The sequence below is a fragment of the Martinezella sp. CNPSo 3959 genome, from assembly GCF_057784355.1.
The window spans coordinates 119,554-139,165 of record NZ_JBXSOV010000006.1 but is presented as its reverse complement, the minus strand read 5'-3'; the positions used below and the strand labels follow the sequence as shown (position 1 = coordinate 139,165).

General features: G+C 60.8%; 19 protein-coding genes. 10 read left to right on the top strand and 9 right to left on the bottom strand.

Annotation, left to right across the window (positions count from 1 at the left end; genetic code table 11):
* Window positions 1-112: 112 nt before the first annotated feature.
* The 4 genes from AC13RE_RS15750 (at window position 113) to AC13RE_RS15735 (ending at window position 4,359) form a co-directional block, all read left to right on the top strand.
* The gene (locus AC13RE_RS15750) at window positions 113-1,414 is read left to right on the top strand and encodes an ABC transporter substrate-binding protein (protein WP_488563614.1); all 1,302 of its coding nucleotides are present in this window, start codon (window positions 113-115) and stop codon (window positions 1,412-1,414) included.
* A 72-nt stretch (window positions 1,415-1,486) separates the two neighbouring features.
* Window positions 1,487-2,425: a carbohydrate ABC transporter permease gene (locus AC13RE_RS15745; RefSeq protein WP_132719944.1), complete on the top strand. Its 939-nt coding sequence runs from the start codon at window positions 1,487-1,489 to the stop codon at window positions 2,423-2,425.
* The gene (locus AC13RE_RS15740) at window positions 2,418-3,266 is read left to right on the top strand and encodes a carbohydrate ABC transporter permease (protein WP_015341575.1); all 849 of its coding nucleotides are present in this window, start codon (window positions 2,418-2,420) and stop codon (window positions 3,264-3,266) included. The genes AC13RE_RS15745 and AC13RE_RS15740 overlap by 8 nt, the downstream gene beginning before the upstream one ends.
* Window positions 3,267-3,288: 22 nt before the next feature.
* Window positions 3,289-4,359, top strand: coding sequence for an ABC transporter ATP-binding protein (locus AC13RE_RS15735; protein ID WP_488563613.1), 1,071 nt, complete (start codon window positions 3,289-3,291; stop codon window positions 4,357-4,359).
* On the opposite strand, the gene AC13RE_RS15730 is transcribed toward AC13RE_RS15735, so the two are convergent.
* From AC13RE_RS15730 to AC13RE_RS15710, 5 genes are all read right to left on the bottom strand, one after another.
* Window positions 4,356-4,733 carry a DUF427 domain-containing protein gene (locus AC13RE_RS15730; protein WP_488563612.1) on the bottom strand — a complete coding sequence of 126 codons (378 nt, stop codon included), beginning with the start codon at window positions 4,731-4,733 and terminating at the stop codon, window positions 4,356-4,358. The two genes, AC13RE_RS15735 and AC13RE_RS15730, sit on opposite strands and share 4 nt — an antisense overlap.
* A gap of 285 nt (window positions 4,734-5,018) precedes the next feature.
* Window positions 5,019-5,651: a TetR/AcrR family transcriptional regulator gene (locus AC13RE_RS15725; protein ID WP_488563701.1), complete on the bottom strand. Its 633-nt coding sequence runs from the start codon at window positions 5,649-5,651 to the stop codon at window positions 5,019-5,021.
* Between the two features lie 175 nt (window positions 5,652-5,826).
* On the bottom strand, window positions 5,827-7,683 hold the full coding sequence (locus AC13RE_RS15720; RefSeq protein ID WP_488563611.1) for a peptidoglycan DD-metalloendopeptidase family protein: 1,857 nt from the start codon (window positions 7,681-7,683) through the stop codon (window positions 5,827-5,829).
* 133 nt (window positions 7,684-7,816) lie between these two features.
* Complete coding sequence (locus tag AC13RE_RS15715) at window positions 7,817-9,175, bottom strand: Nramp family divalent metal transporter (protein ID WP_488563610.1); 1,359 nt, start codon at window positions 9,173-9,175, stop codon at window positions 7,817-7,819.
* Between the two features lie 428 nt (window positions 9,176-9,603).
* Window positions 9,604-10,218: a single stranded DNA-binding domain-containing protein gene (locus AC13RE_RS15710; protein WP_488563609.1), complete on the bottom strand. Its 615-nt coding sequence runs from the start codon at window positions 10,216-10,218 to the stop codon at window positions 9,604-9,606.
* A gap of 312 nt (window positions 10,219-10,530) precedes the next feature.
* Between AC13RE_RS15710 and AC13RE_RS15705 the strand changes: the two genes are divergently transcribed.
* On the top strand, window positions 10,531-10,683 hold the full coding sequence (locus AC13RE_RS15705; protein ID WP_165915281.1) for a hypothetical protein: 153 nt from the start codon (window positions 10,531-10,533) through the stop codon (window positions 10,681-10,683).
* Window positions 10,684-10,699: 16 nt separating this feature from the next.
* On the opposite strand, the gene hutC is transcribed toward AC13RE_RS15705, so the two are convergent.
* Both hutC and AC13RE_RS15695 read right to left on the bottom strand, forming a co-directional pair.
* Window positions 10,700-11,419 (bottom strand): histidine utilization transcriptional repressor HutC, encoded by a 720-nt coding sequence (gene hutC / locus AC13RE_RS15700; protein WP_488563700.1) that lies wholly within the window; start codon window positions 11,417-11,419, stop codon window positions 10,700-10,702.
* Window positions 11,420-11,498: 79 nt separating this feature from the next.
* Complete coding sequence (locus tag AC13RE_RS15695; RefSeq protein WP_488563608.1) at window positions 11,499-12,842, bottom strand: formimidoylglutamate deiminase; 1,344 nt, start codon at window positions 12,840-12,842, stop codon at window positions 11,499-11,501.
* Window positions 12,843-12,943: 101 nt separating this feature from the next.
* Between AC13RE_RS15695 and hutI the strand changes: the two genes are divergently transcribed.
* Genes hutI through hutU form a run of 3 tightly spaced genes read left to right on the top strand, consistent with a single transcriptional unit; the run spans window position 12,944 to window position 17,419 of the window.
* Complete coding sequence (gene hutI / locus AC13RE_RS15690; protein WP_488563607.1) at window positions 12,944-14,200, top strand: imidazolonepropionase; 1,257 nt, start codon at window positions 12,944-12,946, stop codon at window positions 14,198-14,200.
* Window positions 14,197-15,732 (top strand): histidine ammonia-lyase, encoded by a 1,536-nt coding sequence (hutH, locus tag AC13RE_RS15685; RefSeq protein ID WP_488563606.1) that lies wholly within the window; start codon window positions 14,197-14,199, stop codon window positions 15,730-15,732. The genes hutI and hutH overlap by 4 nt, the downstream gene beginning before the upstream one ends.
* Before the next feature lies 1 nt (window position 15,733).
* The gene (gene hutU, locus AC13RE_RS15680; protein ID WP_481412063.1) at window positions 15,734-17,419 is read left to right on the top strand and encodes a urocanate hydratase; all 1,686 of its coding nucleotides are present in this window, start codon (window positions 15,734-15,736) and stop codon (window positions 17,417-17,419) included.
* 3 nt (window positions 17,420-17,422) lie between these two features.
* Here hutU and AC13RE_RS15675 read toward each other — a convergent pair whose 3' ends face one another.
* Window positions 17,423-17,809: a type II toxin-antitoxin system VapC family toxin gene (locus AC13RE_RS15675; protein ID WP_488484512.1), complete on the bottom strand. Its 387-nt coding sequence runs from the start codon at window positions 17,807-17,809 to the stop codon at window positions 17,423-17,425.
* On the bottom strand, window positions 17,806-18,078 hold the full coding sequence (locus AC13RE_RS15670) for a type II toxin-antitoxin system Phd/YefM family antitoxin (protein ID WP_488484513.1): 273 nt from the start codon (window positions 18,076-18,078) through the stop codon (window positions 17,806-17,808). Before AC13RE_RS15670 ends, AC13RE_RS15675 begins: the two co-directional genes overlap by 4 nt.
* Window positions 18,079-18,153: 75 nt before the next feature.
* On the opposite strand from AC13RE_RS15670, the gene AC13RE_RS15665 reads away from it, so the two are divergent.
* Window positions 18,154-18,732: a HutD/Ves family protein gene (locus AC13RE_RS15665; RefSeq protein WP_488563605.1), complete on the top strand. Its 579-nt coding sequence runs from the start codon at window positions 18,154-18,156 to the stop codon at window positions 18,730-18,732.
* A gap of 81 nt (window positions 18,733-18,813) precedes the next feature.
* Window positions 18,814-19,476, top strand: coding sequence for a sulfite oxidase-like oxidoreductase (locus AC13RE_RS15660; protein WP_488563604.1), 663 nt, complete (start codon window positions 18,814-18,816; stop codon window positions 19,474-19,476).
* The last annotated feature ends 136 nt before the right edge of the window (window positions 19,477-19,612 follow it).

The window sequence follows — 19,612 nt, the reverse complement described above, 5'->3', positions numbered from 1 at the left end:
AATCTGCCGAAAATTTAACGAAGGCGGTTGACATTTTAGCAAAGCTCCGTTGAATTATTCCGCATAAGGGAAAAAATAGTGAGGCTCTTGGTTCCCTTGGGAGGAGAAAATCATGATCCATCTACGTGGGGCCAAAGCCCTTCGCATTGCTGCTGTTGCCGCGACGACCGGACTGGCGATTCTCGCCGGCGCAACGGGCGCTGCCGCCGACACCGTTGTCAAATGGCTGCATCTGGAAACCGATCCGAACTATGTCGCGGTCTGGCGCAAGATCGCGGATCAATATGAGGCCAAGCATCCCGGCACGAAGATCGAGATGCAGTTCCTGGCCAATGAAGCCTTCAAGGCGAAGCTGCCGACGCTCCTGCAATCGAAGGACGCTCCCGATTTCTTCTTCAGCTGGGGCGGCGGGGTGCTCAAGCAGCAGCAGGCGACGGGCACGCTGCTGGACCTGACTGCGGCGATGAACGCCAAGGACGGCGCCTGGCTGAAGAGCTACAATCAGGCAGCCGTCAAGGGCCTGACCTTCGATAACAAGATCAGCGCCGTGCCCTATAAGCTCGGCACGGTTTCCTTCTTCTATAACAAGGCCTTGTTCGCCAAGGCAGGCGTCGATGCCGGCGCCATCAAGACCTGGGACGATTATCTGGCCGCGGTCAAGAAGATCAAGGCTGCTGGCATCGCGCCGATCGCCGGCGGTGGCGGCGAAAAGTGGCCGATCCATTTCTACTGGAGCTATCTGGTGATGCGCGACGGCGGTCAGCAGGTCTTCAACGACGCCAAGAATGGCAAGGGTAATGGTTTCAACGATCCGGCGATCATCAAGGCCGGCGAACAGCTTGCCGAGCTTGGCAAGCTCGAACCCTTCCAGCCCGGCTATCTCGGCACCACCTGGCCGCAGGCGCTCGGCGTCTTCGGCGATGGCAAGGCCGCGATGATCCTCGGCTTCGAAAATACGGTCGCCAACCAGCGCACCAATTCCGGCGACGGCAAGGGTCTGGCGAATGACAATATCGGCCGCTTCGCTTTCCCGGCCGTGACCGGCGGGGCAGGTCTTGCTACCGATACACTCGGGGGCCTGAATGGCTGGGCCGTCACCAAGAAGGCTCCGCCCGAGGCGCTTGATTTCCTCGCCTATCTCACCAATGCCGAAAACGAGCGCGCCATGGCGCAGGCGGGCATGATTATCCCGGTCGCCGTCGGCGCTGAGGACGGCGTCAAGGGTCCGCTGATGCACGAGGCTGCCGACCAGCTGGCGCATTCGACCTGGCATCAGAACTTCTTCGACCAGGATCTCGGCCCCTCGGTCGGCCGCGTCGTCAACGATGTGGCCGTCGGCATCGTCTCCGGCCAGATTTCGCCGAAGGATGGCGCGCAGCAGGTCCAGGACGCTTTCGAGCAGGACCAGCTCTAGCGCCATCCGGCGCCGGCCTCTCCCTTGTGCCGGCGCCGGTTCTTCTTTGAACTGCAACTGTCGAGACTGCCCATGACCGATGTCAGCGCCACGACCGCCATGCCCTCCGTCGCGAGAGCGAGACCCGCAACGAAGCGAAAATCGCCGGCTGCGCGTGGTCGCCTCCCCGTCATCCTGCTGTTTCTGCCGCCGGCGCTGCTGCTCTTCACCATCTTCGTCATCCTGCCGATGGGGGAAGCGGCCTGGTACAGCCTCTATCGCTGGAACGGCTATGGTCCGCCGACGGAGTTTGTGGGGCTGCGCAATTTCCAGGTTCTTTTCAAGAACGGCGCTTTCCTGACGTCGCTCAAGAACAATGCTTTGATCATCGTCGTGTCGATTGCGGTCCAGGTGCCGCTTGCCATTTGGCTCGCGACGATGCTGGCGCATCGCATTCGCGGCGTCGTGCTCTTCCGGCTGATCTTCTTTCTGCCCTATGTGCTGGCCGAAGTGGCCGCCGGCCTGATCTGGCGCTTCGTCTATGACGGCGATTACGGTCTGTTCGCCGCGATCGCGCATTTCCTCGGCACGCCGACACCCTATGTGCTCGCCGACAAGGATCTCGCGATGTATGCCGTGCTCGGCGTGATCGTCTGGAAATATTTCGGCTTTCACATGATGCTGTTCATCGCTGGCATGCAATCCCTCGACAAGAGCGTCTTGGAGGCAGCCGAAATCGATGGTGCCACCGGCTGGCAGAAATTCCGCTACGTGACGCTGCCGCTCTTAGGCTCAACGCTTCGTCTTTCCGTCTTCTTCGCGGTCGTCGGTTCGCTGCAGCTCTTCGACATGATCATGCCGCTCACCGGCGGCGGCCCGTTCAACTCGACCCAGACGATGGTGACCTTCCTCTACAATTTCGGCGTCACCCGCATGCAGGTCGGCCTCGGCAGCGCCGTCGGCGTCGTGCTGTTCGTGATCTGCGTCACCCTCGCCTTTGGCTACAAACGGATATTTATGCGCAATGACTGATCTGGCCTCATCCGTTCGACTGACCACCGGCACGAAGATCTATCTCTATGTGTCGCTGACCATCATTGCCGCGATCGTGCTGATCCCGCTGCTGACGACCGCGCTCGGCGGCTTCAAGACCCTCGGCGATCTCCGTACAAATCCGTTCGGCCTGCCGGCAGAGTGGCATTTCGAGAATTATACCGGCATCCTGTTCGGCGACCGCTACTGGCGGCAGATGATGAATTCCTTGATCATCGCCGTACTCACCGTGTTCCTGACGCTGTCCGTCTCGGCCATGGCGGCCTTTGCCTTCGCGCATGTAAAATTCTTCGGCTCGAACTTCCTGCTCAATTATTTCCTCATTGGCCTGATGTTCCCGGCCGCCACCGCCATCCTGCCGCTCTTCATCCGCATCCGCGATCTCGGTTTGCTTAACACCTATTGGGGCGTGGTGCTGCCGCAGGTGGCTTTCGGCCTCGGCATGAGCATTCTGCTCTTCCGGAACTATTTTCGAAACCTCCCGGAAGAATTGTTCCAGGCGGCTTTTGTCGATGGCTGCGGCTATATCCGCTTCTTCTGGCATATCTCGCTGCCGCTTTCGCGGCCGATCATCGCGACCGTCAGCATCATCTCCTTCGTCGGCAGCTGGAACAGCTACATCCTGCCGCTGATCATGCTGAACTCGGATTCGATCTATCCCTGGCCGCTCGGCATGATGGTCTATAGCGGCGAATTCGGCACGGAATGGGAGCTGGTGCTCGCCTTCATCACGCTGACCATCCTGCCCACCGTCATCGTCTTCTTCCTGGCGCAGAAGCACATCATTGCCGGCCTTACCGCCGGCGCTGTGAAATCCTGAGCCTTACTGGAGCGCAAACAACATGGCATCCGTCGAACTGCACAACATCCACAAGGCCTATGGGGCGCTGACCGTCATCCACGATATCTCGCTGTCGATCGAGGATGGCGAGTTCATCGCGCTCGTCGGTCCCTCCGGCTGCGGCAAGTCCACGCTGCTGCGGATGATCGCCGGGCTGGAAGAGATTACCGATGGCGACGTGTCGATCGGCGGGCAGGTGGTCAACGCCATGACGCCGCGCGAGCGCAACATCGCCATGGTCTTCCAGTCCTATGCGCTCTACCCGCACATGACGGTTGCCGAGAATATGGGCTTCAATCTGAAGCTCTCGGGCGAGACCAAGCCGGTCATCGAACAGCGGGTCAATGAAGCGGCGCGAATGCTCGATCTCACCAAGCTGCTCGACCGCAAGCCGGCGCAGCTTTCCGGTGGCCAGCGCCAGCGCGTCGCCATGGGCCGGGCCATCGTGCGCAACCCGGCCGTCTTCCTGTTCGACGAGCCGCTTTCCAACCTCGATGCGAAGCTGCGCGTGCAAATGCGTTCGGAAATCAAGGCGCTGCATCAGAAGGTGCAGACCACCTCGATCTATGTCACACACGATCAGATCGAGGCGATGACGCTGGCCGACCGTATCGTGGTGCTGAACCAGGGTCGGATCGAGCAGCAGGGCACGCCGATCGAGCTTTACCGCAAGCCGGCCAACCTCTTCGTCGCCGGCTTCATCGGCTCGCCGGCCATGAATTTCCTCGACGGCGTGGTCGAGGGCGTCGAGGGCTCGCCAGCCGTGCGGCTGAAGGACAGCACGCCGATCCGCATTGCCGAGGAGCGCAAGGTGAAGGCGGGCCAAAGCGTGAAGGTTGGTTTAAGGCCCGAGCATCTGAGCCTTGCCAATGGCGGTTCGCCGCTCACCGGGCAGACGCTGCTCGTCGAGCCCACCGGCGCGCAGACGCATGTGCTCTTCGACCTCGCCGGAGAGCAGGTGACGGCCGTCGTCGATGGCGAGGCACCGGTGCGTTATGGCCAACCGCTGAATGTCTCCGTGAGCCCGGACCAGGTCTACGTCTTCGATGCCGCGAGTGGTCTTGCTCTTTAAGCCTTCACGTCGATCGAATCGACGCGATCCGGATAGAAGGCCATGTAGTCCTTGATCCGGCTGACGGATGCATAGGGGTTTTCGTAAGTCCAGATGGCATTCACCGAGCGCTCGCCGCCGGCCGGGATGCTGTAATAGGAGCATTCACCCTTGTAGGGGCAATAGGTTTCGTGGCTGGTCCTTTCCAGCAACGACATATCGACATCCTTGCGCGGGATATAGATGACGGCCGGATAGGATGCTTCCTTGAGCGACAACGCCTCATGCGTATCGGCGATCACCTTGCCGGCGACGGAGACGATGACATGCGCCTGCTTGTCCTCAATCGTAATCGGATGATCCGGACCGGGGATCTTGACTGGTCTTTCGGACATTCCTGCTCTCCTCAGCTTTGATGGCAGTCGGCGGAGTTTAATTCTGCCGCGGCTTCGTGCACGGCCCCTCACCCCAACCCTCTCCCCGCGTCGCGGGGAGAGGGGGCTTTACGGTGATTAAGGCGCTTCCGCCCCAATGGAGCAGCGTGTGTTTTGCGCTGTCGTCCCCTCTCCCCGCTAGCGGGGAGAGGGCTAGGGTGAGGGGCCAGCCACATAAGCTGCGGCAGAACCAGATTCACCTGACGTTCTCAGTTCAAATGCATATAGGAAGCATCCTGCCGATTGTCAGGTCTTTTGCGACACTCGTATTTTCGGGGCACCCCAACGCAACCCATCCATCAGCAGACGCACGAGGCGGCGGGACCGGTCGTACCATTCCGGTGAATTGGGCATGGAATAGGTGCCGGACAATGCCTGCAGCACGTCGGTACTGTCGACATCGGCACGGATCGTACCGGCGGCGACCGCGCGATCAATCAGGCCCGAGAGCACGACCGGCACCTGGCCGTAACTGTCGGCAAAGAGCTTGGAGTTGCTGCTGAGAAGGATGCGCAGGCTATCGGCCATCCCCCTTTTTGTGGCGATATAACCGACGAAGCGGTTCATCCACTCTTCCAGAGCTTCATCCGGTGCGCGCTCGCGCGAGAGCTCTTCCGCGGCATCGCACAGTGCTTCGACCTCGTGACGATAAACCGCTTCGACCAGATGTTCCCGGCTTGGAAAATGGCGATAGAGCGTACCGATCCCGACATCCGCGCGGCGAGCTATGTCTTCGAGGGAGGCGGCGGTGCCGTGGCTGGCGAAGGCTTGTGCTGCTACTTCGATCAGCTTGTCATAGTTGCGCCGCGCATCGGCGCGCAGACGCCTGCTTTCGCTTGGCGCGATATTCCTCGGTTCCGGCAACGGCTTGCGCGCCAATGTCTGCTCCTTACGGATTGCCACGTGACGATATCCGGCCCTGCGGTAAAAATAGTGCGCGGCAGCGTCTTCTCCATGGCGAAGTACCGGACGATTGTTACCGTATTCGGCATCAAGGCGCTATTGCCGACCGACGGAATCGGAAGGAGTCGTCTGCGCCGGCTTTTTAGTCTGTTTAAGGAGAGGGTGCGCCGAAATGGTTCGGCCCGAAGCTTGGTCCCAGGTTTGGCCCTGAATTCGGCCCGAAGCTCGGGCCTTGCTCGAAGTTGGCGAAGGCGGTGGGCGCATTGCCGTGGGCAGCGGGCGGAACGTCGAGATAGCTCATGATGTTCTCGACATGATTGACCTGAGAACGCAGGCTGTCGAGCGACTTGCCCGTCAGATTGGTGCCGGCAGGCAATTGCGCAGTCAGCGGGTTTTCGTAACGGCCGTTGACGCGCAGCTCGTAATAGAGATGCGGGCCGGTGGAGTAGCCCGTCGAGCCGACATAGGCGATGGTCTGGCCCTGGGTGACGCGCTGGCCGACGCGCAGATCCGGCGGCGTTGCCGAAATATGGGCATAAGTGGTTTCGTAACCGCCATCGTGGCGGATGCGGACATATTTGCCGTAGCCGGTTTCCCAGGAAATCTTCTCGACGACACCGTCGCCGCCGGCCTGGATGGGGCTGCCCATCGGTGCGCGGAAATCGACTCCATTGTGGAATTTCTTCACGCCCAGGATCGGGTGGATTCGCCAGGCAAAGCCATCACCGAGCGTGCCGTTCGGCACGGGCCGATGCACGAGCACTTTGGCAATCGAACGGCCACGCTCGTCGTAGAATTCCGAAGGGCCTTCGCCGTCGTTTTTGTGCAGATAGAAGCGATGCGTGTCGCCATCGGCGTGGAATTCGATGAACATCAGCTCACTGCGGCCGTCGTCCGCCTTGCGGAAGAGCAGATCGACGCTGTCGGGAGCATCGTCGATACTGGTGAGAGAAATGCCTTTGGCCTTGGCAAGCTTGATGAGCTGCGAGGCATATTCCTTGGTCAGGCCGGCTCTTTCGAGCTTGTCGCTGACTGCCCGCTCATCGCTTTCGTCGACACCTTTCAGATCAACAGCGGCAACCTCCGTCGAAGACGGAGCGTCGGCCTGGCTTTCGCTGTAGAGGGTGGAAAAGAGCCTGTCATTGGCCATCGGAACGAAGCCGTTGGCATCGTCGCGGGCAACGACGCGCTCCCGCGTCTTGTCGCCGCTGAGGCGCGCCATGATCAGCTTCGGGCGGGCATTAGGTCCTTTTTTCTCAAGCAGCAGTTCCAGGCTGTCGCCAGGGGAGACCGTATCGGTTTCCAGCGCGCGCTGCAGTTCGTCGCCGGCGTCGCTGCCGAGGCCCGCAGACGCCAGGATATCCTGAAGATCCTGCTTATCCTTCGGCATGGAGACGAGCCTGTGGAACTCGCGGCCGGCTTCACCGGTCGTCGCGCGCGCTACGCTGACGTTCAGCGGCACGCCGCGAACCGGAAAACGAGAGCGGCGCACGGCATCATAATGTGTTGTCTGCGGATAGATGCCATGGCGGATATCCGAAAGCGACGGGGGCGAAAATAGCTCGCTGTCGGCACGCTCTGCGCCATAGGAGGCATTGATGGCGCTTGCGCGCGCCAGGGCAGCTTCGTCGGATTTGAAGACCAGCGTCGTGCGATGATAGGTGAAGATGCGGGTTTCGCCGCTGGATAGTTTTTCCGCCACCTGCGCAAAACGGGCGCCATCGAAACGCTGTTTCGCGGCCAGCCGGCCGGCTTTGCGCATGGCTGGCTGAGAGCGCGCGAGCTGAGCGGTGCGCACCGGCGTTGCACGCTCGATCGTGTTACGGGCCAGCAAGGGATAGAGCACAGTGGCGAGCAGGCCGAAGGATGCGGTGCCGGCGAGGCCGATGACGATCAGATGGCGAAGATGCGCGGAGCGCGGCAGGAATGGAATGTGAAAATCATGATGCGGCCGCGCCTGGATGGCGGCTTCTGCAGGAAATTGAACGCGCAATGGACTTTCGGCCATGAAGTGAGGAACCCTGCAGATTGCGGTGGGCCCAAACTAGGGCAAATCATGGCGAAATCTAGGCAAATATTACGAGTCAGTTAATTGCCGTGATCGTCCACAGGGGCGAGATTTGCGCGTTCCGGGTGATTCGTCAACCGAAGATGGTGTCGTAGAGCAGTTTGAAGTTCAGCGCCAGGATGATCGCGGCGACTACCCACGAGAGAACGGCGACGCTTCTCGATATGACGAAACTGCCCATTTTCTCGCGATTCGTGACGAATTGAACCAGAGGAATGACGGCAAAGGGCAGTTGCATGGAGAGAACGACCTGGCTCAGAACAAGCAGGTTTGCAGTGCCTTTTTCACCATAAATAGCGGTGACGAACACAACCGGAATAATTGCGAGGCCGCGCGTCAAAAGCCGTCTTGCCCAATGCGGAATCCTGAGCCTGAGAAAGCCTTCCATCACGATCTGGCCGGCAAGCGTCGCCGTAACGGTGGAGTTGAGACCGGAGGCGAGCAGCGCGACGGCAAATAACGTGGAAGCGATGCCGAGGCCGAGTAGCGGCGACAGCAGCTCGTAGGCCTGGCCGATCTCGGCCACGTCGGAATGGCCGCTGGTATGGAAGGCGGCGGCTGCGACGATCAGGATCGCGGCATTGACGAAGAGCGCCAGCATGAGGGCGACCGTGCTGTCGATCGTTGCCCATTTGATCGCATCGCGGCGACCCTCGTCCGTGCGCTTGTAGGCGCGGGTCTGCACGATGGAGGAGTGCAGATAGAGATTATGCGGCATGACCGTCGCGCCGATAATGCCCATGGCGATGTAGAGCATCTCGTGATTGGTGACGATTTCCGGCGAGGGAATGAAGCCTTGGAGGATCGCTGCCACCGGCGGTGCGGCCGCGACGATCTGGATGGCGAAACAGGTGGCAATGACGATCAGCAGCGCGATGACGAACGCTTCGAGATAACGGAAACCCTTGCTCATCAGCAGCAGCAATAGAAAGGCGTCCAGCGCGGTGATCAATGCGCCGCCGATCAGCGGAATTCCGAAAAGCAGCTGCAATGCGATCGCCGTGCCGATGACCTCGGCGAGATCGCAGGCGATGATGGCGAGTTCGCAGGCAAACCACAATGCCAGATTGACCGGCCGCGGATAGTGATCGCGACAGGCCTGTGCGAGATCGCGGCCGGTGGCTATGCCTAATCTCGCCGAAAGCGCCTGTAAAAGGATCGCCATCAGGTTCGACAGCATGATGACGGTGAGAAGCGTATAGCCGAATTGCGCGCCGCCGGCGAGATCGGTCGCCCAGTTGCCGGGGTCCATATAGCCGACGGAAATCATATAGCCTGGACCGACGAAAGCGATCAGGCGCCGAATCCAGCTGCCGCCATGAGGAACCCTGACGGTGGCATTGACTTCGGGAAGGCTCGGACGATCGTCTTCATCGCGGCCGGCAAATCGCCATGCTTGCCGCTGTGCTGCAGCTTCTTGAACTTGCGTCATGCGGGGCTCCGGGAGGATCGGGCTATGATGCTACTAAACAAATACGACCGATATAAGAATTATGCAATAGGCTATATTTCAATCGGGTTTGCATTTTTTTGCCTTTTGGGGGATGGCCTATCGGCGGTCATTTTCGCAGCGCAATAGAGCCCAAAAAGGCAGCCTATTCAGGCGTTCACCGACATCGACGAGCCAAGAATTGTCTGATCGCCGTCATCCAGCAGCAGGCCCTCCATCGAATATCGAATGGGGTAGGCGGCGGCGTCGTTGATGGTGCGATTGTGTTTCGATCTTTGCGATCGAAAAACTAAAAAAGGATCGTGATGGCGAACACGCTGTTGATGCTCGTCCTCAGCCGGGATATGCGGAATTCGGATTGTGCCTTGCTCGATCGGCTGAGGGTCGTTATCTAGCCCGCCGCCAATCCATCACATCGGCGGTACGGTGCCGTTGAGGCCGACGGCAACGCGGTCGGCGGAGACTGCGGTCTCGCCGGTTTGCTCGCCTGTGATGAAGACGCCGGCGCCGGGCTTCAGATCGGTTTTCGTTGCTGACGTCAGCGTCACGACGGGCGTGCCATCCGGGATATTGATCTTGCGTTCGCCGCCCTTGTAGGTGAGCGTCAATGTCGGGCCGTTGACCGAGGTCACGGCATTGGCGACCGTGGCGTTGGTCATCGAGCTGTTCGGCGCTGAATCCCAAGGGCGGTCGCCTTCGCCCGTTCCCTTCATCGAGGCCGGGAAGATGACAACTTCGATCGCGCCATTGATGCCGCTATCGGTCGGCTGCGAGGCGATGCCGACGAAATCGCCGGGCTTGATGTCGCTGACTGCGGCCTTGATGACGCCACCGACGTTCCAGCCGGATTTCAGTGCAACAGTAATGTCCTTGCCGTCGCGGGACTTGACCTTGAGCGTGTCGCCATCGAGGCTTTCCACGGTGCCGCGCACCCTTACCCGCTCGGCGGCCTCGGCGCTTTGAAACGCGGCAAGCGTGGCGACGGAGAGCGTCAGCGCAGCCGCGATCAGACGTTTGCGATCCATGGGTGGAGTCTCCCTTGAGATATCGGCCGAGCGATGCGCCGGTCGTGCTTGATGAGAAGGTTGGAATTGATCGACGGAAGCCGCGGAACGGCTTCGAAGCCATCGATATCGCGATCCTATGCGCCGCTTCCATCACTCACCATTCAAACAAGCGTGAGATTGCCGTCTCGTCCGGCGTGGGCAGAAATTCCGGGAAAAGGCCCATTTTTTCGCAGAACATCAAGCATTGCTTAACGTTTACCGTTAGACTGCGCTGGTTATCTCGAATTCCCTATCGCGCTTGGCGCTGGGCTGGGGAGATTGGAGAACGAAATGACCGCGATTCGCCCGCTTCTGATCGGAATCCTGCTGATTCTGGCACTGGTTCTGATTGCGCTCAGTATCCTGCTGGTCGATCCCGCTCCGCCTGTCCGTCAATCCGACAGCCTCATTCCGCCGCCGACAGAGTCGCCGCAGCGTCCTTAATCGGGGCGGGCAACTGTCAGCTTGCCGGTGTAAAGCGCGCCACGAGGCTATGGCGATCACCGGGATAGGTCAGGCGAACGTGGGTGATCGGGCCGGCGGCGCTCCAGGTGCGCCGTTCGACGACGAGGCACGCCGTCCCTTTTTGGATATCGAGATTGGCGGCGGCGTCGCTTTCGGCCGATATGGCGCGGATCTGATGTTCGGCGGTACTCCACGGCACCTGGTTGAGCAGCCAGGGGCCTGGCGGCAATGTCTCGAAGTCTGCCTTCGCCGCTTCCGGCACCGCATCGAGATTGATGACGCGATTTTCCAGGCAGAAGGGGCGCGGACCGGCATAGTGGATGCAGGTGATCTCCATCACCGGTATGGAGCCGACGAACTGCAGCCTGCGCGCGTCCTCCGGCCGTCCGCGTCGTTCGGCAAGCTTTATCAGCCGGTGCGAATAGGGCAGATTGAGTGATAGGACCTCGGACTTGATGTCGTGAATCTCAAGCACGGCGGATTGCGCTTGTGGATGCGTGACGAAGCTGCCCGAGCGCTTTCGCCGCTCGATCAGGCCGGCGCGCGCAAGCTGTGTCAGCACCTTGTTTACCGTCATGCGCGAGCAGTCATAGTGTTCCGCCAGGTCCATCTCGAATGGAATGCGATGCCCTGGAGGCCAGGCGCCGGAGACGATCCGGCCCTCAATATCGCTGAGAATGCGCTGATGGAGGGTCGCCTCTTTGCCTGTGGTCATACCGTCCGTCTGTTCCGTGTGAGACATGGGATCTCCCGCAGGTTATTTAGGGGCCAATTTAGGGGAGGAAAAGCGGCTTTTAAGCGATCAGCTCGGCCATAGCCTGGCGGAATCGCGCCGAAATTTCCTCTCTCTTGCGATGGCGGCCGCCTTCGACCTGCTTGCGGCCCAGCGCCCAGACGCCAACGACCTTGACGCCGTCGGCAAAAGTCCAGTGATCGAGAATACGGTCGCCGGAGAGATAAGGCACTGCACTCACATCGAGCGAAACGATGTCGGCATGGTTGCCGACGGCAAGACCGGCCGGCGCCTTCAGAGCCGCACCGCCACCCGCCAGCGCGCCGTCGAACAGCATGCGGGCGGTCGAACCGCCGGTCGTGGCGATGACGTTGCGGGCACGCAGCGCCAGGCGCTGCGAATATTCGAGCTGCCGCAACTCCTCAGGCATGGAGATCAGAATATTGGAATCCGAGCCGACGCCGTAGCGGCCGCCTTCTTCGAGGAAGAGCGGTGCTGCAAAGACGCCATCGCCGAGATTGGCCTCGGTGATCGGGCAAAGGCCGGCGACTGCGCCGCTCCTAGCCATGCGCCGAGTTTCATCCTCAGTCATGTGCGTGGCGTGGATCAGGCACCAGCGCTCGTTCACAGGAGCGTTGTCGAGCAGCCATTGCACCGGGCGGGCACCCGACCAGGCGATGCAGTCCTCCACTTCTTTCACCTGCTCGGCGACGTGGATATGGATCGGTCCGTCGCCGGCGATCGGCACGAGTTTGGCCAGCTCTTCCGGTGTCACGGCGCGCAGGCTGTGCGGCGCGATTCCGAGTTCGGCGCCGGGGAGGCGGCTGGTGACCGTACGGCAGCCGGCCATCAGCGCCTCGAAGCTCTCGATCGAATTAATGAAGCGGCGCTGGCCCTCGATGGGAGCGGCGCCGCCGAAGCCGGAATGGGCATAGAAGACGGGTAGAAGAGTCAGCGCGATGCCGGTCTCAGTGCTGGCGGCGCCGATGCGCTCGGCCAGTTCGGCGATATTGGCATAATGCCTGCCGTCCTTGTCATGGTGCAGATAGTGGAATTCGCCGACGCGGGAGAAGCCGGCTTCCAGCATTTCCATATAGAGCTGCGCGGCGACGGCCTCGACATGATCCGGGGTCATCGACAGGGCGAACTTGTACATGACGGTGCGCCAGCTCCAGAAGCTGTCGTTGGCCGGGCCGCGGACTTCGGCAAGGCCGGCCATGGCGCGCTGGAAGGCGTGGCTGTGCAGGTTCGGCATCGCCGGAACCAGAACATCCTGCCTGTCATCACCGTCTTCGGGAGCGACATCGGTCGCGATCTCGGCGATGCGGCCGTCTTCGAGGGTCAATCGCACATTCTCGTGCCATCCGTCGGCAAGCAAAGCCGTGCGTGCATGAAGTCTCGTCATGGTCTCACCCTTTCCTTTCGGACGCAGAGTCCAAAATCCCTCTTGTCAGCCTTTCGATTATGTATATACATTATGAGCCAACGAGGAAAGGCGTAAAGCTGATGGGTGGGAACAAATTTTCCGAAGATGGTAAGGCAAGTGACGGCGCAACCCGCGTCTGGCGCAATGCTCGCCTTGCGACCTTGAAAGAGGGCGAGGCTCGGCTCGGCACGATCGAGAAGGGCGCGATCCTGACCAAGGGCGGCCGTATCGTCTTTGTCGGCGGTGAAGCCGATCTGCCTGATACATCAGGCGCTGAAATCATCGATCTCGAAGGGCGCTGGGTGACCCCCGGCCTCGTCGATTGCCACACGCATATCGTCTATGGCGGCAATCGCGCCCGCGAATTCGAGATGCGGCTGGAAGGCGCGAGCTACGAAGAAATCGCCCGTGCCGGCGGCGGCATCGTTTCCTCCGTCAACGCGACGCGGGCGCTATCAGTGGATGAGCTTATTGCTGCTGCCTTGCCGCGCCTCGACACGCTGCTGTCCGAAGGCGTAACGACGATCGAGGTGAAGTCGGGCTACGGCCTCAACATTGAATCCGAATTGAAGATGCTGCGGGCCGCACGCAAGCTCGGCGAAGTTCGCCCAGTTCGCGTCGTCACCTCCTATCTCGGCGCGCACGCGACGCCGGTGGAGTACAAGGGCCGCAACGGCGATTATATTACTGATGTCGTGCTGCCCGGCTTGAAACAGGCGCATGCCGAAGGTCTTGTCGATGCTGTTGATGGCTTCTGCGAAGGCATAGCCTTTTCGACGGCGGAAATCGCCCGCGTCTTCGATCTCGCCAAGGCGCTCGGCATTCCGGTGAAGCTGCATGCGGAGCAGCTTTCCAATCTCGGCGGTGCCAAGCTTGCCGCCTCCTATGGTGCTTTATCAGCCGATCACGTCGAATATCTCGATGAGGATGGCGTCAAGGCGATGGCTGCGGCTGGCACGGTTGCCGTGCTGCTGCCAGGTGCCTTCTATGCCATCAACGAGAAGCAGAAGCCGCCGGTTCAGGACCTGCGTGATACGGGCGTTTCGATCGCGATTGCCACGGATTCCAATCCCGGTACTTCGCCGCTGACCTCGCTGCTTTTGACCATGAACATGGCTGCCACCCTTTTCCGCCTGACGGTCGAGGAATGCATTGCCGGCGCGACGCGCGAAGGCGCCCGCGCCCTTGGTCTGCTGTCAGAAACCGGCACGCTCGAGGCCGGCAAGTCGGCCGATTTTGCCATCTGGGATGTCGAAAGTCTGGCGGAGCTTGTCTACCGCATCGGCTTCAATCCCCTCCATGCACATGTTTTCAAGGGAAAGAGGTTCAACCGATGACTGTCGTTCTCCATCCGGGTTCCGTCTCGCTGCAACAGCTCGCGACGATCTATTGGAGCGGTGAGCCGGCGAAGCTCGATGCGTCCTTTGATGCCGGCATTGCCAAGGCCGCGGCCCGCATCGCGGAGATCGCTGCCGGCAACGCGCCGGTCTACGGTATCAATACCGGCTTCGGCAAACTGGCGTCGATCAAGATCGACAGTGCCGATGTCGCGACGCTGCAGCGTAATCTCATCCTCTCGCATTGCTGCGGCGTCGGCCAACCGCTCCCTGAGAACGTCGTTCGCCTCATCATGTCGCTGAAGCTTATTTCGCTCGGCCGCGGCGCATCCGGCGTGCGGCTGGAGCTGGTACGGCTGATCGAAGGCATGCTTGAAAAGGGCGTCGTGCCCGTCATCCCCGAAAAGGGCTCGGTTGGCGCTTCCGGTGATCTGGCGCCGCTCGCGCATATGACCGCTGTCATGATGGGTCATGGCGAGGCCTTCCATGCCGGTGAGCAGCTCTCTGGCGCGGCAGCGCTCGAAAAGGCAGGTCTGAAGCCGGTCGTGCTTGCTGCCAAAGAAGGGCTGGCGCTGATCAACGGCACGCAGGTGTCGACCGCGCTGGCGCTTGCCGGTCTCTTCCGCGCCCATCGTGCCGCACAGGCCGCTCTCATCACCGGAGCGATGTCGACGGATGCGGCCATGGGCTCTTCCGCCCCGTTCCATCCGGATATCCATACGCTGCGCGGTCATAAGGGCCAGATCGATACCGCCGCCGCCCTTCGCGGCCTGCTGGCCGGCTCAGTGATCCGCGAAAGCCATATCGAAGGCGACGAGCGTGTGCAGGACCCCTATTGCATCCGCTGCCAGCCGCAGGTCGATGGCGCCTGCCTTGATCTTCTGCGTTCCGTCGGCCGCACGCTCGAAATCGAAGCCAATGCCGTGACAGACAATCCGCTCGTGCTTTCGGACAATTCCGTCGTTTCCGGCGGCAATTTTCATGCCGAGCCCGTCGCCTTCGCCGCCGACCAGATCGCCATCGCCGTCTGCGAAATCGGCGCGATCGCACAGCGCCGCATCGCGCTGCTCGTCGATCCCGCGCTCAGCTACGGCCTGCCGGCGTTCCTTGCCAAGAAGCCGGGCTTGAACTCCGGCCTGATGATCGCCGAAGTGACGTCCGCCGCGCTGATGTCTGAAAACAAGCAGATGTCGCATCCGGCCTCGGTCGATTCCACACCGACCTCGGCGAACCAGGAAGACCACGTCTCCATGGCCTGCCATGGTGCCCGTCGCCTGCTGCAGATGACCGAAAACCTCTTTGCCATTATCGGCATCGAAGCGCTGACCGCTGCCCAAGGCGTCGAGCTGCGCGCGCCGCTGGCGACCAGCCCGGAACTGACCCTTGCCATTGCTTCGATCCGCGCCGCGGTGCCGTCGCTCGAAGAGGACCGCTACATGGCAAATGACTTGAAGGCCGCCGCGGACCTCGTCGGCTCCGGCGCCCTTAATGCCTCGATTTCAACCGACATCCTGCCCTCCTTGGAGATGTGACATGACCAACCCACGCCATAATATCCGCGAAATCCGCGCGCCTCGTGGTCCGGAGCTCAACGCCAAGAGCTGGCTGACCGAGGCGCCGCTGCGCATGCTGATGAACAACCTCGACCCGGACGTTGCGGAGAACCCGAACGAGCTGGTCGTCTATGGCGGCATCGGCCGCGCCGCCCGCACCTGGGACGATTTCGACCGTATCGCTGCGACGCTGAAGACGCTCAACGAAGACGAGACGCTGCTCGTGCAGTCCGGTAAGCCGGTCGCCGTGTTCCGCACCCACAAGGACGCGCCGCGCGTGCTGATCGCCAACTCCAACCTCGTGCCGCATTGGGCGACCTGGGATCACTTCAACGAGCTGGATAAGAAGGGCCTTGCCATGTATGGCCAGATGACGGCCGGCTCGTGGATCTACATCGGCACACAGGGCATCGTGCAGGGCACCTATGAGACCTTCGTCGAAGCCGGCCGCCAGCACTATAACGGCAACCTGAAGGGCAAGTGGATACTGACCGGCGGCCTCGGTGGCATGGGCGGCGCGCAGCCGCTGGCGGCTGTCATGGCCGGCGCCTGCTGCCTCGCCGTCGAATCCGACGAAACCCGCATCGATTTCCGCCTGCGCACCCGCTATGTCGACGAGAAGGCAAAGACGCTGGATGAAGCACTTGCCCTGATCGACAAGTGGACGAAGGCCGGCGAAGCCAAGTCTGTCGGTCTGCTCGGCAATGCCGCCGAAATCTTCCCGGAACTCGTGAAGCGTATGAAGGCCGGTGGTCCGCGCCCGGATATCGTCACCGACCAGACCTCTGCCCACGATCCACTGAACGGCTATCTGCCGATTGGCTGGACGGTGGCCGAACACCGGGCCAAACGCGAGAGCGATCCGAAGGCCGTCGAAGCCGCCGCCCGCGCCTCGATGAAGGTGCATGTCGAAGCCATGGTCGCCTTCTGGGATGCCGGCGTGCCGACGCTCGATTACGGCAACAACATCCGTCAGGTCGCCAAGGAAGAGGGTTTTGAAAACGCCTTCGCTTTCCCGGGCTTCGTGCCGGCCTATATCCGTCCGCTCTTCTGCCGCGGCATCGGTCCGTTCCGCTGGGCCGCTCTTTCGGGCGATCCGGAGGATATCTACAAGACCGACGCCAAGGTGAAGGAGTTGCTGCCCGACAACAAGCACCTGCACAACTGGCTGGACATGGCGCGTGAGCGCATCGCCTTCCAGGGCCTGCCGGCACGCATTTGCTGGGTTGGCCTCGGCGATCGCCACCGCCTCGGCCTCGCCTTCAACGAAATGGTCAGGAACGGCGAGCTGAAGGCTCCCGTCGTCATCGGCCGCGACCACCTCGATTCCGGTTCGGTCGCCTCGCCGAACCGCGAGACGGAAGCCATGAAGGACGGTTCGGATGCCGTTTCCGACTGGCCGCTGCTCAACGCTCTGCTCAACACCGCATCGGGTGCCACCTGGGTATCATTGCACCATGGCGGCGGCGTCGGCATGGGCTTCAGCCAGCACTCCGGCATGGTCATCTGCGCCGATGGCACGGATGATGCGGCCAAGCGCCTGGAGCGGGTTCTCTGGAACGACCCGGCAACCGGCGTCATGCGCCACGCTGATGCCGGCTACGACATCGCACTCGACTGGGCTAAGCAGCAGGGCCTGCGCCTGCCGGCCATCCTGGGGAACTAGGGCCTACACCAGCCGCACAAGACCGCCGTAGCTTGCGACGGTCTTGTCGGCGGTGATCAGGGAAATACCTTCAACGAAGGCTTGGGCGACAAGAATTCGATCAAAGGGGTCTTTGTGAATATCGGGCAGATCCGCGATCGCGGCCGCGTGCTGTCCGAAAACGGGTAATTCTTCATATCCGTTTTCGAGCAGATTTTCGTAGAGCCTGCGGGCATCAATCGCAAAGTCGGGGCGCGCCAACCCTGCCTTGATCGCCACCTCCCATATACTGGCGGTCGAAAATGCAATTCTATTGTCTAGGTCTTCAATCAAGTCGCGGGCTTTTTCCGGCAGTCGCTGAGAAGCAGCCGTCGCCCAGAGCAGAATATGCGTGTCCAGGAGAAATCTCATCGACCTTTGATGCTTTTGAAATCATTGAGATTACCATGAAACATCTCTTCGATTTCATCGGCCATCATCGTGTCGAAATCTTCGGGAACCATGATCTCGCCATCCATGAAACCGATGCGGCGCTTCTTCGGTGCCTCCTTTTCTTCAAGAGGCACAACCTTCACCATCGGCTTGCCCGCCTTGGCGATGATGAAAGCTTCGCCCTTGGCGGCTTTTTCGATCAGCCGCGACAAGTGCGTTTTCGCCTCATGAATGTTGACGGTTTCCATAGCAGGCTCCGAATGGACTTAGTCCACTAAACTTAGTTTACTCTAAAACGAATTGCAATGAGGGGACAAAAACAGATGGCAATGCCGAAAATCACGCTTCTCCGCAGCGATAGTCACCGTCGCATGCCGTGGAAAAACGGCGGCGGAGAAACGGTGGAGATCGCCGTTTCGCCAGAGGGCACCGGGCTTGCTGACTTCGACTGGCGCGTCAGCATGGCAACCGTTGCGACGGACGGGCCGTTTTCGGTTTTTCCGGGTATAGATCGTACGCTATCTATCCTTGATGGCGAAGGCATGACCCTCTTCATCGAGGGGCGTGCGCCCGAGCGCTTGACGCAGGCGAGCGAGCCGCTGCCCTTTGCTGCCGACGCGTCGACTTCGGCGACCTTGATCGACGGGACGATTACGGATCTCAATGTGATGACGCGGCGGGGGCATTTCACGCATTCGGTGAGGCGCGTTTTGGTCGATGGGAATAGCAAAGTCGCCTTCGAGGCTGGGACGACCCTTGTCCTTTGCCATCGCGGCGATGCTGAAATCGATGGGACGGCGCTTAACGCAGGCGATTGCCTGCTTTTCTCGGAGGGTGACGTCGCAGAGCGGTCCATTTCGGGCAAGGCGCAGCTGTTCTGGATTACCATTAAGGCAATATAGCCGGCTATGAGATGTTCTTCGGCTTGACATGAACCCGTACCGATTATCCTATTTCTACTCAGCAGAGAGAGGATAGCCGGCATGAGCGACAACCAGATCCCCGCCGATAGCAAGCTCACGACTTCCAAGCGCCGCTGGGCGGCGGAGGGCAAGTTTCTGACGGGGCATGTCAGCCGGCCCGAGGCAGAGCGGCTGCCGCCGGGGCAGCATCTCGTCAAGAACTGGCCGGTGCTGGATCTCGGCGTACAGCCGCAGATTTCGCTATCCAGCTGGCGGCTCGATGTGATCGGCTTCGTGGAAAAGCGGCTCAGCTTGGATTGGGCGGCTTTCCAGACGATCGAGCAAAGCACCCGCATCAGCGATATCCATTGCGTGACGACCTGGTCGCGCTACGACAATCGCTGGGAAGGCGTTTCGACGCGCGATCTCCTCGATCTCGCGATGCCCACGGAAGAGGCGCATCACGTGTTGCTGACGAGCTATGACGGCTATACCACCAACCTGCCGCTTGCGGATTTCGCGGCCGAGGATGCGATCCTGGCGACCGCCTGGGAAGGTCAGCCTCTGACCGGCGAACATGGCGGCCCGATGCGTCTCGTCGTGCCGCATCTCTATTTCTGGAAGAGCGCCAAGTGGCTGAACCGTATCGAGTTCATCGGCGCCGACAGGGCCGGCTTCTGGGAGAAGAACGGCTATCACATGTACGGCGATCCATGGCGGGAGCAGCGCTACTCGGACGATTGACGCTTCCGGAGCGCTGCGGGTGAGGAGCCTTGGATTGGCTATCTCGAACCGCAGTTCTTATGTCACCGTGTCAATTTTTCGTGGCGCCAGCCGGGTTTGTGGCTTTGCAAGCCACCATCATGGGCGTATTCAATGA